At 38.7% G+C, this 14,413-nt stretch carries 11 protein-coding genes and 1 pseudogene; 5 read left to right on the top strand and 7 right to left on the bottom strand.

All coding sequences use genetic code 11. The features are described from left to right. Window positions 1-130: 130 nt before the first annotated feature. The 4 genes from serA to lon all read right to left on the bottom strand — a co-directional run bounded on the left by serA (window position 131) and on the right by lon (window position 5,852). Window positions 131-1,363: a phosphoglycerate dehydrogenase gene (gene serA / locus ABW51_RS05855; protein WP_053465958.1), complete on the bottom strand. Its 1,233-nt coding sequence runs from the start codon at window positions 1,361-1,363 to the stop codon at window positions 131-133. 29 nt (window positions 1,364-1,392) lie between these two features. After that, complete coding sequence (gene rpiA / locus ABW51_RS05850; protein WP_053465957.1) at window positions 1,393-2,052, bottom strand: ribose-5-phosphate isomerase RpiA; 660 nt, start codon at window positions 2,050-2,052, stop codon at window positions 1,393-1,395. Window positions 2,053-2,154: 102 nt separating this feature from the next. Next, complete coding sequence (gene hemW, locus ABW51_RS05845) at window positions 2,155-3,306, bottom strand: radical SAM family heme chaperone HemW (RefSeq protein ID WP_053465956.1); 1,152 nt, start codon at window positions 3,304-3,306, stop codon at window positions 2,155-2,157. Between the two features lie 134 nt (window positions 3,307-3,440). Continuing rightward, the gene (gene lon / locus ABW51_RS05840) at window positions 3,441-5,852 is read right to left on the bottom strand and encodes an endopeptidase La (RefSeq protein WP_053465955.1); all 2,412 of its coding nucleotides are present in this window, start codon (window positions 5,850-5,852) and stop codon (window positions 3,441-3,443) included. A 189-nt stretch (window positions 5,853-6,041) separates the two neighbouring features. Between lon and ABW51_RS05835 the strand changes: the two genes are divergently transcribed. Further along, window positions 6,042-6,917, top strand: coding sequence for a VirK/YbjX family protein (locus ABW51_RS05835; protein WP_053465954.1), 876 nt, complete (start codon window positions 6,042-6,044; stop codon window positions 6,915-6,917). Between the two features lie 48 nt (window positions 6,918-6,965). Here ABW51_RS05835 and mazG read toward each other — a convergent pair whose 3' ends face one another. Continuing rightward, the gene (gene mazG, locus ABW51_RS05830) at window positions 6,966-7,757 is read right to left on the bottom strand and encodes a nucleoside triphosphate pyrophosphohydrolase (protein ID WP_053465953.1); all 792 of its coding nucleotides are present in this window, start codon (window positions 7,755-7,757) and stop codon (window positions 6,966-6,968) included. A 131-nt stretch (window positions 7,758-7,888) separates the two neighbouring features. Here mazG and pyrR point away from each other — a divergent pair, with 131 nt between their 5' ends. The 4 genes from pyrR (at window position 7,889) to tmk (ending at window position 11,206) form a co-directional block, all read left to right on the top strand. After that, window positions 7,889-8,428, top strand: a complete 540-nt coding sequence (pyrR, locus tag ABW51_RS05825; RefSeq protein ID WP_053465952.1) for a bifunctional pyr operon transcriptional regulator/uracil phosphoribosyltransferase PyrR — start codon at window positions 7,889-7,891, stop codon at window positions 8,426-8,428. A gap of 75 nt (window positions 8,429-8,503) precedes the next feature. Beyond that, window positions 8,504-9,439 (top strand): peptidylprolyl isomerase, encoded by a 936-nt coding sequence (locus ABW51_RS05820; RefSeq protein ID WP_053465994.1) that lies wholly within the window; start codon window positions 8,504-8,506, stop codon window positions 9,437-9,439. 71 nt (window positions 9,440-9,510) lie between these two features. Then, the gene (mltG, locus tag ABW51_RS05815; RefSeq protein ID WP_053465993.1) at window positions 9,511-10,557 is read left to right on the top strand and encodes an endolytic transglycosylase MltG; all 1,047 of its coding nucleotides are present in this window, start codon (window positions 9,511-9,513) and stop codon (window positions 10,555-10,557) included. A gap of 16 nt (window positions 10,558-10,573) precedes the next feature. After that, complete coding sequence (tmk, locus tag ABW51_RS05810; protein ID WP_053465951.1) at window positions 10,574-11,206, top strand: dTMP kinase; 633 nt, start codon at window positions 10,574-10,576, stop codon at window positions 11,204-11,206. Window positions 11,207-11,948: 742 nt separating this feature from the next. On the opposite strand, the gene ABW51_RS09825 is transcribed toward tmk, so the two are convergent. Beyond that, entirely contained in the window at window positions 11,949-12,155 is a 207-nt protein-coding gene (locus tag ABW51_RS09825) for an autotransporter outer membrane beta-barrel domain-containing protein (RefSeq protein ID WP_442902639.1), read from the bottom strand. Window positions 12,156-12,358: 203 nt separating this feature from the next. Beyond that, window positions 12,359-14,402 (bottom strand): annotated as a pseudogene (locus ABW51_RS05805) (autotransporter outer membrane beta-barrel domain-containing protein); the annotation flags it as partial. Between the last annotated feature and the right edge of the window lie 11 nt (window positions 14,403-14,413).

Raw genomic sequence — 14,413 nt, 5'->3', positions numbered from 1 at the left:
AATATGTAGCTCCTTTTAAGGGGGAATCAGGGACAGGGATTGTCAGTTTTCACAAGCCCCAAGAGAGGCTTGTGAAGTATAGTCCCTTATAGGGGGCTAAAAACCTCGTGTTTTACGTACGAATTGTCATTTAGTAAAGTACCCGCGCACGAATTGTGCCATCGATTTCCTTCAATTTTGTCAGTAATGGCGATGCATCATTTGTTTCTACATCAACGACAACATAACCAATTTTCGGGTCAGTTTGTAAATATTGCGCAGCAATATTGAGGTTGGCTTCGACGAAAATTTGGTTCAGTTTATTCAATACACCGGGACGATTTTCGTGAATATGCAATAAGCGTTTTGTTCCCCCATGTTCTGGTAAAGATACTTCTGGGAAGTTTACCGAAGAAAGGGTTGAGCCATTGTCTGAATATTTAACAAATTTGCCTGCCACTTCAAAACCGATATTTTCTTGTGCTTCTGCTGTTGAACCGCCGATATGTGGCGTTAAAATCACATTATCAAATTCGCGTAACGGAGAGACAAATTCTTCATTAATTGACGCAGGTTCAATTGGGAATACATCAATTGCCGCACCGTGAATTTTACCGTCTTTTAAGGCTTGAGCGAGAGCATCAATATCTACTACTGTGCCACGCGCAGCATTGATCAAAATTGCACCTTGTTTTAATTGTGCGATACGCTCAGCGTTCATTAAGTTTTTGGTAGATGGCAGTTCTGGCACATGTAATGAAACAACATCGCAAGAACTGAGTAATTCTTCAAGGCTACGAACCTGTTTGGCATTACCGAGCGGAAGTTTATTTTCGATATCGTAGAAATGTACATCCATGCCTAATGATTCCGCAATAATACTTAATTGTGAACCAATGTGTCCGTAACCAATAATGCCTAATTTTTTACCTCGCACTTCATGAGATCCAGTCGCTGATTTATTCCAGACGCCACGATGTACTTCGGCATTAGCCTGTGGCACATTGCGCATAAGTAATAAAATCTCACCTAATACAAGCTCTGCAACGGAACGAGTGTTTGAGAATGGGGCATTAAATACAGGAATTCCACGCGCTTTTGCCGCATTTAGATCCACTTGGTTGGTGCCAATACAGAAACATCCCACTGCGATTAATTTGGGTGCGGCCTCAATCATTTCTGCCGTTAAATGGGTGCGAGAACGCAAGCCGATAAAGTGTGCATCTTTAATGGCTTCTTTTAATTCATTACCATCTAGTGCTTTTTTATAGTAATCAATATTGGTATAGCCTGCCGCATGGAGCGTATCAAGTGCGCTTTGATGCACACCTTCAAATAATACAAATTTGATTTTTGATTTGTCTAGAGAGACTTTGTTTGCCATGTTTTCTTCCTTATGATTTTTATTATGAATTAGTCAATAATTTTGGCGCCTTCAGGCGTACCGACAATCACAACGTCTGCGCTACGTAACGCGAATATCCCATTAGTGACGACACCCGCAACGTTGTTTAATTCTTTTTCCATTTCGACTGGATTTAAAATAGTGAAGTTGTGCACATCTAAAATCACATTGCCGTTGTCAGTTACCACTCCTTCACGATATTCAGGCGCGCCACCAAGTGCGGCTAATTTTCTGCCTACTTGTGAACGAGCCATTGGAATAACTTCAACTGGTAATGGGAAAGTCGAACCTAACACATCTACTTGTTTACTAGAATCCACAATACAAATAAATTTTTTCGCTAATGCAGCGACGATTTTTTCACGAGTGAGTGCTGCGCCGCCGCCTTTAATCATCATTTTTTGTGGATTGATTTCATCTGCTCCATCCACATAAATATCTAAGCTAGAGACATCATTTGCATTAAATACTTCGATACCTTGTTGACGTAATAATTCTTCTGATGCTTTTGAAGCCGCAACTGCGCCTTGAATTTTATCTTTGATTGTACCCAAAGCCTCAATAAAGCAGTTCACCGTGGAGCCGCTTCCCACGCCAACAATTGTGTCAGCTTTTACATATTGTAATGCGGCTTGTGCGGCGAGTTTTTTCATTTCTAATTGATTCATTTCTTTTCCTTATTTTAATAAGTAAACGATTGCGTTACTTTATTACGAGAGTATTTAATAAACAAGAGTAATTTTTCAGCAATGAGAGGTTTAACGGATGAACTACAATTCCGTTAAAAATAATTCCAATAGTTCATTGAGAAATAACTTGCCATACTCAGTGATTTGCCAAGAATCAGCGTTTTCCACAATATAGTTTTGTTGAATGGCAAAATCAATTTGATTTTTCACCGCACTTTGCGATAAACCTGTGTAATCTTCAAATTCTTGTTTGGGTACCGCTTCTAACAAACGAAAGCGATTCATAAAAAACTCAAAAGGGCGGTCAATTTCTGGTACGTTTTTTTCTTCGTAAAGATATTCGCCACGCAAATAACCTTTCGGGTGTTTTGTTTTAGAAAAGCGGGTAATTTCTCCATTTGGGAAGGTCAGTTTTCCATGTGCGCCACAGCCAATGGCTAAATAATCCCCAAACCGCCAATAATTCAAATTATGTTTACATTGAAAACCAGCCTTTGCGTAAGCAGAGGTTTCATATTGCTGGTAGCCTGCCGCCGTTAAAAGTTGGTGACCTTGCTCAAAAATATCCCAAAGTTCATCGTCATCTGGCAATTTAGGTGGGCGGTAAGCAAACATCGTATTTGGCTCAATAGTAAGCTGGTACCAAGAAAGGTGAGGAGGAGATAGCTCAATAGCTTGACGAAGATCATCTAAGGCTTCTTTCAACGTTTGGTTCGGCAAACCGTGCATTAAATCCAAATTGAAACTTTTTAGCCCAGAAACTTTCGCTAAATTGACCGCACTTTTTGCCTCCGCTGCATTATGAATCCGCCCAAGACGCTGTAATTTGTCATCATTAAAACTTTGTATCCCCATAGAAATTCGCGTAATGCCTGCAGATACATAACCTTTAAAACGTTCAGCTTCTACCGTGCCAGGATTAGCTTCTAATGTGATTTCAATATTATCTTCAAAATCAATCTGTGTTTTTATTTCTTTTAAGAGATACGCAATGCTTTCTGCTGAGAATAAACTTGGTGTACCTCCACCAATAAAAATTGAATGGAGTTTTCGTTGTTGAATGGAATCGTTAAAGTGCTGTAAATCGGCCTGCAAATCTTTCAGAAGATGATGAATATAGTCTTGTTCTGGTATATCGCCTTTTTGTGCGTGCGAATTAAAATCACAATAAGGGCATTTTTGAACGCACCATGGAATGTGTACATAAAGGGAAAGTGGAGGAAGTTTGAGCATGTTGTTATTTACAAGTTTTAAATGTGAGAACAGTTAGAAAAAGTACAAATTAACGTTGTGTAAATATGAAATTTTAGCTGATACTGTGAATGTTGATAAAAAGGGCCTGTTTTCACAAGCCCTAAAACATTCAATTAATTGACCGCTCTTTCCGATTTACTCGTCACTTTACGGCGTGGTGCTTTAGGTTTAGCCTCTACTTTAACAAATTCAATGCCTTCTGGTGGATTTTCTAACGCAAGACCAAGCACTTCATCAATGGTTTCTACCGCATGAATTGCAAGATTTTGTTTCACGTTTTCTGGAATTTCTTCAAGATCTTTAACGTTCTCTTTTGGAATTAATACGGTTTTAATTCCGCCACGATGTGCCGCAAGAAGTTTTTCTTTTAATCCACCGATTGGTAATACTTTACCGCGTAAACTGATTTCTCCCGTCATTGCCACATCAGCACGCACAGGATTACCTGTTAAACAAGAAACTAATGCAGTACACATTGCAATACCTGCACTCGGACCATCTTTTGGTGTTGCACCATCTGGCACGTGAATGTGAATATCGCGTTTCTCATGGAATTCAGAATTGATACCCAATTTTTCAGCACGTGCGCGCACAACCGTCATGGCTGCTTGGATGGATTCTTTCATCACATCACCTAATGAACCAGTATATGTGAGTTTTCCTTTACCGACAACGGAGGCGGTTTCAATCGTGAGTAAATCACCGCCCACTTCTGTCCAAGCGAGGCCTGTCACTTCACCAATGCGGTTTTGTGTATCGGCTTTGCCAAATTCAAAGCGTTTGACACCAAGATAATCGTGCAGATTATCTGAATTTACCGTGATAGATTTAAGTTTTGGATTTACCAATAAATTTTTCACGGCTTTACGGCAGATTTTGGAGATTTCACGTTCTAATCCGCGAACGCCCGCTTCACGAGTATAATAGCGGATAATATCTAAAATTGCGCTTTCTTCGACGGTAAGTTCGCCTTTCTTCAAACCATTACGTTCAATTTGTTTCGCTAACAAATGACGCATCGCAATATTAAGTTTTTCATCTTCTGTATAACCAGAAAGACGAATAACTTCCATACGATCCAATAATGGGCCTGGAATATTCATGGAGTTTGATGTCGCCACAAACATTACATCAGAAAGATCGTAATCCACTTCTAAATAGTGATCGTTAAACGTAGTGTTTTGCTCGGGGTCGAGTACCTCAAGCAATGCTGAGGCAGGATCGCCTCGCATATCGGATGCCATTTTGTCTATTTCATCAAGCAAGAATAATGGATTTTTCACACCCACTTTTGCCATCTTTTGAATTAATTTACCTGGCAATGCCCCAATATAGGTTTTACGGTGACCACGAATTTCTGCCTCATCGCGAACACCGCCTAATGCCATGCGTACATATTTACGACCAGTGGCATTAGCAATAGATTGACCAAGAGAGGTTTTACCTACGCCTGGAGGGCCAACTAAGCAAAGAATTGGTCCTTTCACTTTGTTTAAGCGAGCTTGTACTGCAAGATATTCAAGAATACGTTCTTTCACTCGTTCTAAACCATAGTGATCGGAATCTAATACTTGTTGTGCTTTCGAAATGTCTTTTTTCACTTTAGAACGTTGATGCCAAGGCACTTGGATCATCCATTCAATGTAGCTACGAACAACGGTTGCTTCAGAAGACATGGCGGACATCATTTTGAGTTTTTGTAACTCATTTTCCACTTTGTCGCGTACCTCTGCGGGCATGCCTGCTGCTTCTACTTTTTGACGAAGTTGTTCAACTTCATCAATCGTATCTTCATTTTCGCCACTATCCATTTCTTTGCGAATAGCTTTAATTTGTTCGCTTAGATAATAGTTACGTTGGCTTTTCTCCATTTGTTTTTTTACGCGACCGCGAATGCGTTTTTCAACTTGGAGAATGTCCGCTTCTGATTCCATCATACCAAGCAAGTATTCTAAGCGGTCTTGCACGTTAGCAAGTTCCAAGACGCTTTGTTTATGGCGAACACTTACCGGCAAATGAGCAGCCATTGTGTCTGATAAACGATCTGCATCACCAAGGCGATGAAGTGCATTTAATACATCAGCAGGGATTTTTTTATTTAAGGTGAGATAATTTTCGAATTCAGAAAGTACCGCTTTTTTCGCAACATCTAACTCTTTTTCATCACCATAAGTGGTTTCTATAGGGGTAATTTTTGCGGAAAAGCACTTTTCGCCATCTTCAAGGCTGTTAATTTTCGCGCGATTTTGACCTTCAACTAGCACTTTCACTGTGCCATCAGGTAATTTTAGTAACTGAATAATGTTAGCAATGGTACCCACATCAAATAAATCTTCAGGGGTCGGTTCTTCCAAATCTGCTTCTCTTTGAGATACCAAAAGAAGTTGTTTATCATCGTTCATCGCTTCTTCAAGGGCATTAATTGATTTTGCACGCCCTACAAAAAGTGGCATTACCATATAAGGGAAAACGACGACGTCGCGTAATGGCAATACGGGCATCGTACGTTGGGTATTCTTCGCCATAATTTATCTCTCTTAATTCTTTCCGATAATTTGGGTAAATATTGGGGTAGGGAAAAAGGAATTCAAGGAAAAGATTATAACAAAATCTGAGTTATAAAGTGGGTTTTAAACAAAAAAGAATTTTGGCAAATGACGTGATAATCGTTAAAATGACTGACAATTTTATTAAATTTCACAAAATATTGAGTTATGTCCACGAAAAATAATTTTATTTTCCCCACTTACGTTCAAATGTATCCTTATTCTAAGGATCGCCCTTTTCTCAAACAAGTGCGGGAAAAATTACGCTATTATGGCTACAAATGGTTGTATCAAAAGCAATGTAGCCAATTAGTGGATTTTCTTAATACAGAAACTCAATGGCAGCCTTTATTTACACAAGATTATTATCGTGTAAATACAGTGCTGACTACTTTTTGCGATAAACGCTTTTCTGCTTCAGAACGTTTAACGGCGATTACGGAGAATTTACGTTTGGCAGAAGATAAAATGGGGTGTTCGCTTTGCCAACAATTATTAGAACAACAAAATATCGTGTTAACCCAATTAACAGAAGATTTGCGTTTATCTTTGAGTATCAATCATATCGATCCCTTTGAAGGGTATTTTTCTATTAATATTCGCAACCAAAATAACGAGCGAGTATATGATGCGTCTTTCACTTTTTTGAGCCCGAATAAATTGCTTATCGCCTCGATTCAAGGCCCCTCAAGCGACAATGCTCAAGAACTTGTGAAACAGGCTACGAAAGCATTACACGGTATGCGTCCAATGTTTATGTTGGTTAATGCGTTCAAAATACTTGCTGAAAAATGGCAATGTGAGCTAGTGGGCATTCCACACAAAGCGCAAGGAAAATATCGTCTTTCTGCGCGCAGTAAGATTTTGTTTAATTACGATGAGTTCTGGCAAGAGAATCAAGGGGAATATCGCAATAATTATTGGCAATTACCTTTAGATATTGAACGCAAACAGTTAGAAGATATCGCAAGTAAAAAACGTTCTATGTATCGTAAACGTTATGAAATGTTAGACCAAATGGCATTGGATATTCAGCAACTTTAACGAAGAAAGTGCGGTAAAAATGAGAGAAATTTTTACCGCACTTCTCAATTAGTTTTCTTGTTTTTTCACTTCATCCCACAACAAATCTAACTCAATAAGTGGCACATCATTAACTTGCTTACCTTGTTGTTGAACCACTTGTTCTACTGCTCGAAAACGACGTTCAAATTTTAAATTCGCTTTCCGTAATGCATCTTCAGGATCACATTTTAAGTGACGAGCAAGATTGACGGTTGCGAACAATAAATCACCGATTTCTTCTTCCACTTTATTTTGTTCAATCGACGTGCGGTTAATTTCAGCTTGAACTTCTTCTAATTCTTCCCGCACTTTGTCAAATACGGGTGAAATTTCTTCCCAATCAAAGCCTACTTTTGAACAACGTTTTTGCAATTTTGCCGCTCGCGTAAGAGAAGGTAAAGCACGAGGCACATTATCTAAAATAGAGGTTTCTTCACTTTTACCTTGTTTTTCTTTGGCTTTCATTTCGTTCCAACGGGAAAGGGCTTCTGTTTCGTCCCCCGCTTTTGCATCACCAAACACGTGAGGATGACGGCGCACAATTTTTTCAGCAACATCTTGCAATACATCGTCAAAAGTAAAGTATTTATCTTCTGTAGCAAGCTGGCTGAAGAAAACGACTTGTAACAATAAATCCCCTAATTCTTCGCGTAAATTTGGTATATCTTTTTTCTCAATCGCTTCGATTACTTCGTAAGTTTCTTCCGTTAAGCAGGGAATCATGGATTCATAATTTTGTTTTAAATCCCAAGGGCATCCGCCATTTGGATTGCGAAGTTGGGCAATGAGTTGAATAAAATCTTGAATAGAGTAGCGCATAATTTTATTTCCTTTGATGGGATGTTTTGGATAGTATAACGAACAAGAAAAATGGTGCAAATACCGTCGCTTTTTAGGCGCATTTTCTTTATACTTTGCGCATTGAAATACTATTGATAAAGCTGGGAAAAATGGAAAAAATTATTATCGACCACGATCGTTTTCTTCGCACGATTTCGCGTATTTCTCACGAAATTATTGAAAAGCATCAATCTTTGGATGATCTTGTTATTGTGGGGATTAAACGCCGTGGTGCGGAAATTGCCGAATTATTACAACGTCGAGTTGAAGAGTTAAGTGGTATAAATTTACCTTCAATGGAACTGGATATCACCTTTTATCGCGATGATTTAACTTTGGTTGATCAGGAAGATAAAATGCCAGTTTATAGTGGTTCATCACAATATTTGAATATTCAAGATAAAACCGTCATTTTGGTTGATGATGTATTGTTTACTGGTCGAACCATTCGAGCAGCAATGGATGCACTTACTGATTTTGGGCGTGCCACAAAAATTGAATTAGTGATTTTTGTTGATCGTGGCCATCGTGAATTACCAATTCGCGCTGATTACGTAGGTAAAAATGTGCCAACAAGTCGTGATGAGCTTGTACAAGTTCGCACTGAAAAACAAGATGGCTGTTACGAAGTTGCTATCTTAGGGAAATAAATTTTGCCTATTGTGAACCTTCAGTAGAATTGTTACTCTAACCAACGTTATTGACTCTTTTTGGATGAGATGAAAATGAAAAAATTTGTTTTAAGATCTTTTTTATTGGCTGCTTTAGGTTGTGTTGCTTTTACTTCTATGGCTCAAGCAGGGGAACGTGTTGTAGCAACGGTAGATGGTATTCCTATTTTAGAAAGCCAAGTTCGTGCAAATATGGGTAAAAAAGGCGATCGCCAAAGTGCACTTGATAAAATTATTGATGATCTTTTAGTGCAAAAAGCGATTCAAGAATCTGGTGTGAAAATTGATCCTCGCGAAATCGATCGTGTTGTGGAAGATACTGCGGCAAGAAATGGTTTAACTTATGGTCAATTTTTGGATGCGTTAGATTACCAAGGTATTTCATTAAATACATTTCGTCAGCAAATTGCCAATCAAATGGTGATGGGGGCTGTACGTAACAAAGCTATTCAAGAAAGCATTGATGTAACGCGTGAAGAAGTGGTTGCACTTGGTCAAAAAATGTTGGATGAAGCAAAATCACAAGGCACCGCACAAAAAGTTACAGGTAAAGAATACGAAGTGCGTCACATTTTGTTAAAACTTAACCCGATATTAAATGATGCACAAGCCAAAGCAGAATTAACTAGAATCCGTTCTGATATTATTGCAGGTAAAACAACTTTCGCTGATGCCGCATTAAAGTATTCTAAAGATTATTTATCAGGTGCAAATGGTGGGAGTTTAGGTTATGCGTTCCCAGAAACTTATGCACCACAGTTTGCACAAACCGTTGTGAAAAGTAAACAAGGTGTGATTTCTGAACCATTTAAAACCGAGTTCGGTTGGCATATTTTGGAAGTAACTGGCACACGTGATGGCGATCTTACATCAGAATCCTACACACAAAAAGCATATGAACGTTTAGTGAACACTCAATTACAAGATGCGACAAAGGATTGGGTAAAGGCATTGCGTAAAAGAGCCAATATTCAGTATTTTAATAAATAACAAAGTATCAAAAAGAAAGGGGGCTTTAATTGCCCCTTTTGTTGTTTTTTATTTTCTCTTTCTTATACCTTATGAAGAAATTTTTAATTGCGATTTTACTTTTAATTTTGATTTTAGCGGGCGTGGCTAGTTTTGGTTATTACAAAATGACTGAATTTGTAAAAACACCAGTAAATGCGCAGGCAGATCAACTTTTAACCATTGAACGTGGCACAACAGGTTTAAAATTAGCCGCACTTTTTGAGCAAGAAAAATTAATTGATGATGGGAAATTACTGCCTTATTTGCTTAAATTGAAACCCGAGCTAAATAAAATAAAAGCAGGCACTTATTCTCTTGAGAACGTTAAAACTGTACAAGATTTACTGGATTTGCTTAATTCAGGTAAGGAAGTGCAGTTTAATGTAAAATGGATTGAAGGAAAAACCTTTAAAGATTGGCGAAAAGATCTTGAAAATGCACCGCACTTAAAACAAACCTTGCAAGGTAAAAGTGATAAAGAAATTATGGCGTTATTGGATATTCCAGCCGTTGCAAAAGCCGTTTACGAATGGAATAACATGGAGGGGTGGTTATATCCAGATACCTATAACTACACGCCAAACTCGACTGATCTTGAATTATTAAAACGTTCAGCTACTCGTTTACAAAAAGCCTTAGATAAAGCGTGGAATGAGCGCGATGAAAATCTCCCATTAGCGGATCCGTATCAGATGCTGATTTTGGCTTCTATTGTGGAGAAAGAAACGGGGATTGCAGAGGAGCGTCCACAAGTGGCTTCGGTATTTATTAACCGTTTAAAAGCTAATATGAAACTACAAACTGACCCAACGGTGATTTATGGAATGGGTGAGAGCTATACCGGTAATATTCGTAAGAAAGATTTGGAAACGATAACTCCTTACAATACCTATATGATTGAGGGGCTACCACCAACACCGATTGCGATGGTGAGTGAAAGTGCTTTGCAGGCTGTGGCGCATCCAGCGAAAACGGACTTTTATTATTTTGTTGCCGATGGCAGCGGCGGCCATAAATTTACTCGTAATCTGAATGAGCATAATAAAGCAGTGCAAGAATATTTACGTTGGTATCGCAACCAAAAAAATACCAAATAAAAGTGCGGAAGAAAATATGAAAGGAAAATTTATTGTCATTGAAGGTTTGGAAGGTGCGGGGAAAAGTTCCGCTCATCAGTCTGTTGTGCGAGTTTTGCATGAACTTGGTATTCAAGACGTCGTATTTACACGAGAACCTGGTGGAACACCATTGGCAGAGAAATTACGTCATCTCATCAAACATGAAACCGAAGAACCCGTGACTGCGAAAGCAGAGTTATTAATGCTTTATGCGGCACGTATTCAGTTGGTGGATAACGTAATTAAACCTGCTTTAATGCAAGGAAAATGGGTGGTGGGCGATCGTCACGATATGTCATCTCAGGCGTATCAAGGTGGCGGACGTCAATTAGACCCGCATTTTATGCTTACTTTGAAAGAAACTGTATTAGGCAATTTTGAGCCAGATCTCACCATTTATTTGGATATAGATCCGATTGTCGGTTTAGCGCGAGCTCGTGGACGTGGCGAGTTAGACCGTATTGAGCAAATGGATTTAGATTTTTTCCACCGCACTCGAGCACGCTATTTAGCGTTAGTAAAAGATAATCCAAAAGCAGTCGTAATTAATGCAGAGCAGACTATTGAACTTGTTCAAGCTGATATCGAAAGTGCGGTTAAAAATTGGTGGAAATCAAACGATAAGTGAATATCATCAATAATAACGATTTGAGTTAAACGCGTGGGCTTACGCCCACCCTACATTAGCTGGAATTGAAAGTAGGGTTAAAAATTGGTGGAAATCAAACGAAAAATGACCGCACTTTTAAAATAAAAAAATCGGCGGAGAATTTCCCTGCCGATTTTATCTTGTTACAACTTAACTTAAAACGTCCACTGTAAATTCAACGCACCTTGTTTAGCGTGATGATGTTTGCTTGTTTGGCGGTTGAATGTGGCTTGTAAGGTTAAGCCCGTAGGGTGGGCGTAAGCCCACGAAAAAAAGAATATTATTAATAATCCGCGTGGGCTTACGCCCACCCTACATTAGCTGGAATTGAAAAATGTGGTAAAAAATTGGTGGAAATTACACGAAAAATAACCGCACTTTTAAAATAAAAAAATCGGCAGTGAATTTCCCTGCCGATTTTATTTTTTACGGTTTAACTTAAAACGTCCACTGTAAATTTAGCGCACCTTGTTTAGCGTGATGATGTTTGCTTGTTTGGCGGTTGAATGTGGTTTGTAAAGTTAAGTCCGTAGGGTGGGCATAAGCCCACGAAAAAAAGAATATTATTAATAATACGCGTGGGCTTACGCCCACCCTACATTAGCTGGAATTGAAAAATGTGGTTAAAAATTGGTAGAAATTACACGAAAAATGACCGCACTTTTAAAATAAAAAATCGGCAGTGAATTTCCCTGCCGATTTTATTTTGTTACAACTTAACTTAAAACGTCCACTGTAAATTCAACGCACCTTGTTTAGCTTGATGATGCTTGCTTGTTTGGCGATTAAATGTTGCTTGTAAAGTTAAGTGAGATTTGATTTTCACTGCTACACCTAATTGACTTTCAATTGTCGCTTTATTGTCTATCACTCGACGATCCCCGTCCATTTCCACACCGAAATGTTTGGTATGGTAAAGGGCGTTCACAGCCCGTAGGGTGGGCGTAAGCCCACGAAAAAAGAATATTATTAATAATACGCGTGGGCTTACGCCCACCCTACATTGGCTACATTAGCTGATATTGAAAGAGCGGTAAAAAATTGGTGGAAATTACACGAAAAATGACCGCTCTTTTAAAATAAAAAATCGGCAGAGAATTTCCTGCCGATTTTATTTTGTTACAACTTAACTTAAAACGTCCACTGTAAATTCAGTGTGCCTTGTTTAGCTTGATGATGTTTGCTTGTTTGGCGGTTGAATGAGGCTTGCAAGGTTAAGTGAGATTTGATTTTCACTGCTACACCTAATTGGCTTTCAATTGCCGTCTTATTGTTTATCACTCGACGTTCTCCGTCTATTTCAACACCGAAAGGTTTTTGTTGGTAGATTGAATTGACGGCAACAAATGGTTGGAAAATGACTCCATTAGTGAAAGCAAATTGTGCTTTAGCTTGAACGCCCACTCGGCTTTGTAATTGGCGAGAGCCAAGTAAATTCACTTTACTATTACCACTATCGGTTAAGCCGCCATTTACACCAAGATAGGTTAATTGTGCCTGTGGTTGTAGGTAAAAACGAATTTGAGTCCCTTTTCCAGTTACGTGTTCTGCCAATAACGCGTTGTAACCTGCTTCAATTGAGGCGGTGATACCTTTTGAAGTAAAACGTTCTGTAGCATCTTCAGTGTTAATGCGGTGGCGGAAACGTTGATATTGTACCCAGCTATCCGCATACGCACCTGTTTGTTTGTCTTGAAGTTGATGCCAAGTGGCATAAATACCCGCACCAAAGCCTTTCATATTTCCTGTTGTAAGATTGCCTGTATCTGAGTTACGGAAAGTACTACGTTGTTCTGCTTGTCCACCCATTAAACCAAAGGAAAGTTGGTAGTCTTGATTCTGTAAGGAGAAAACATCGCCACCAAGTTGTATGCCTTTACGATTTCCTTCTACTGGTGCGGTCTTGCCTTGAACATCTTGACTTAAGTGACCGCTAATTAAACGCACCCACAAGCCTTTGCGCGGTAAAGTGCGGTCAAAAATATCGCTGTTTTTGTCGTTCAAACGTAGGTTGAATAAAGTATTGGAGGCTTGAGCCTGTTGTGCATAAATCGCAATATCATCGCGTTCTTGTACTTTGGTAAAAAAGCCATCTTGGCGTTGTTGTAAAGAAAGCGTATAAATTCCCTTTTGGTGTTTGCCAGAAAGACGGAATGCGTGTTTATCTGCTGTGCCGTTTACTTTGATAATTTGATGTCCATCTAGGGTTTTTAAGTCTTCAATTGGCGTTTCAAAAATGATATTAGACGTTCCTGTCACATCTTTATCAAAGGTTAAAACAGGTTGAGTTGCTTCTTTGGGATCAAATTTAATAAAAAAGCGAGAGCCGTCTCCCTGGTAATTCTCATGCACAGTTAATCTTGTATTTGTGCTATTAAAGCGAATATTGGCATTTTGTGTCTCTAAGTGATGTACATCAGAGTCAAAGCGTGGCTCCCAAAGAGAATCTTGTAAAACCATTTTTAATAACTGAAGGGTGGCACCGCGTACTTCACTTTGGTTTTTCACAGTGAGAGTCAATCCTCTTGTTTCACCTGGAAACTTAAATCGATAGTTGTCAATAGCAAGTACATTAAAATCATATACCCTGTTATTGATTAACGCATTTAATGGTCGGCTTGTTTTTCCTGCTTCATCGTTATCATATAGATAAGATCGATACAAAACGGGTAAATTATACTGCTTTTCACTTTCACTATAAAAAGGAATATCTTCTCGGAAGGGGTGAAGAAAATGTTTCGCATATGGTGCATTAAAATCATACCACTCCCCTTCTTTTTCTGCCATATATTTTTTCTCTGAAAAATCAGTAAGGAACCATTTTTTTTCATAAGTATTGCTACCAAATAGTTCACAATCATCTTTAGGGGAATCTGGTTGTGAAAAATAGCAGGTTTCAGCATTTGTTATATAATCAATAATTTGTTTAGGAACAGGACTCCAAGCTACAGAATTTCGATCAAGCATATCTTTTAATGAATAGAATACGGAAGCACCACTTCCCTCTCCAAGATACTGAAGTCCTCTTTCTTTGACAAAATATTCTCGAACATATTTAGGCTCACCGCTAACAGAATATGGAATAAATAAAAATGCTATCAATAAGAAATAGACTAAACTAAACTTCTGCTTGCTTGCTTGCTTGCTTGCTTGCTTGCTTGCTTGCTTGCTTCGAGTTTCATAATA

It is taken from the genome of Haemophilus sp. C1 (genome assembly GCF_001276515.1).
GTDB lineage: Bacteria > Pseudomonadota > Gammaproteobacteria > Enterobacterales > Pasteurellaceae > Haemophilus.
The sequence above is the reverse complement of the archived record's forward strand: the minus strand, read 5'-3'. Positions and strand labels throughout refer to the sequence as shown.

Excerpts from the sequence above, each read along its gene's own strand:
- serA (WP_053465958.1), bottom strand. The coding sequence starts at position 1,363 with ATGGCAAACAAAGTCTCTCTAGACAAATCAAAAATCAAATTTGTATTA.
- ABW51_RS05820 (WP_053465994.1), top strand. The coding sequence starts at position 8,504 with ATGAAAAAATTTGTTTTAAGATCTTTTTTATTGGCTGCTTTAGGTTGT.
- lon (WP_053465955.1), bottom strand. The coding sequence starts at position 5,852 with ATGGCGAAGAATACCCAACGTACGATGCCCGTATTGCCATTACGCGAC.
- ABW51_RS05835 (WP_053465954.1), top strand. The coding sequence starts at position 6,042 with ATGTCCACGAAAAATAATTTTATTTTCCCCACTTACGTTCAAATGTAT.
- tmk (WP_053465951.1), top strand. The coding sequence starts at position 10,574 with ATGAAAGGAAAATTTATTGTCATTGAAGGTTTGGAAGGTGCGGGGAAA.
- pyrR (WP_053465952.1), top strand. The coding sequence starts at position 7,889 with ATGGAAAAAATTATTATCGACCACGATCGTTTTCTTCGCACGATTTCG.
- mazG (WP_053465953.1), bottom strand. The coding sequence starts at position 7,757 with ATGCGCTACTCTATTCAAGATTTTATTCAACTCATTGCCCAACTTCGC.
- rpiA (WP_053465957.1), bottom strand. The coding sequence starts at position 2,052 with ATGAATCAATTAGAAATGAAAAAACTCGCCGCACAAGCCGCATTACAA.
- hemW (WP_053465956.1), bottom strand. The coding sequence starts at position 3,306 with ATGCTCAAACTTCCTCCACTTTCCCTTTATGTACACATTCCATGGTGC.
- mltG (WP_053465993.1), top strand. The coding sequence starts at position 9,511 with ATGAAGAAATTTTTAATTGCGATTTTACTTTTAATTTTGATTTTAGCG.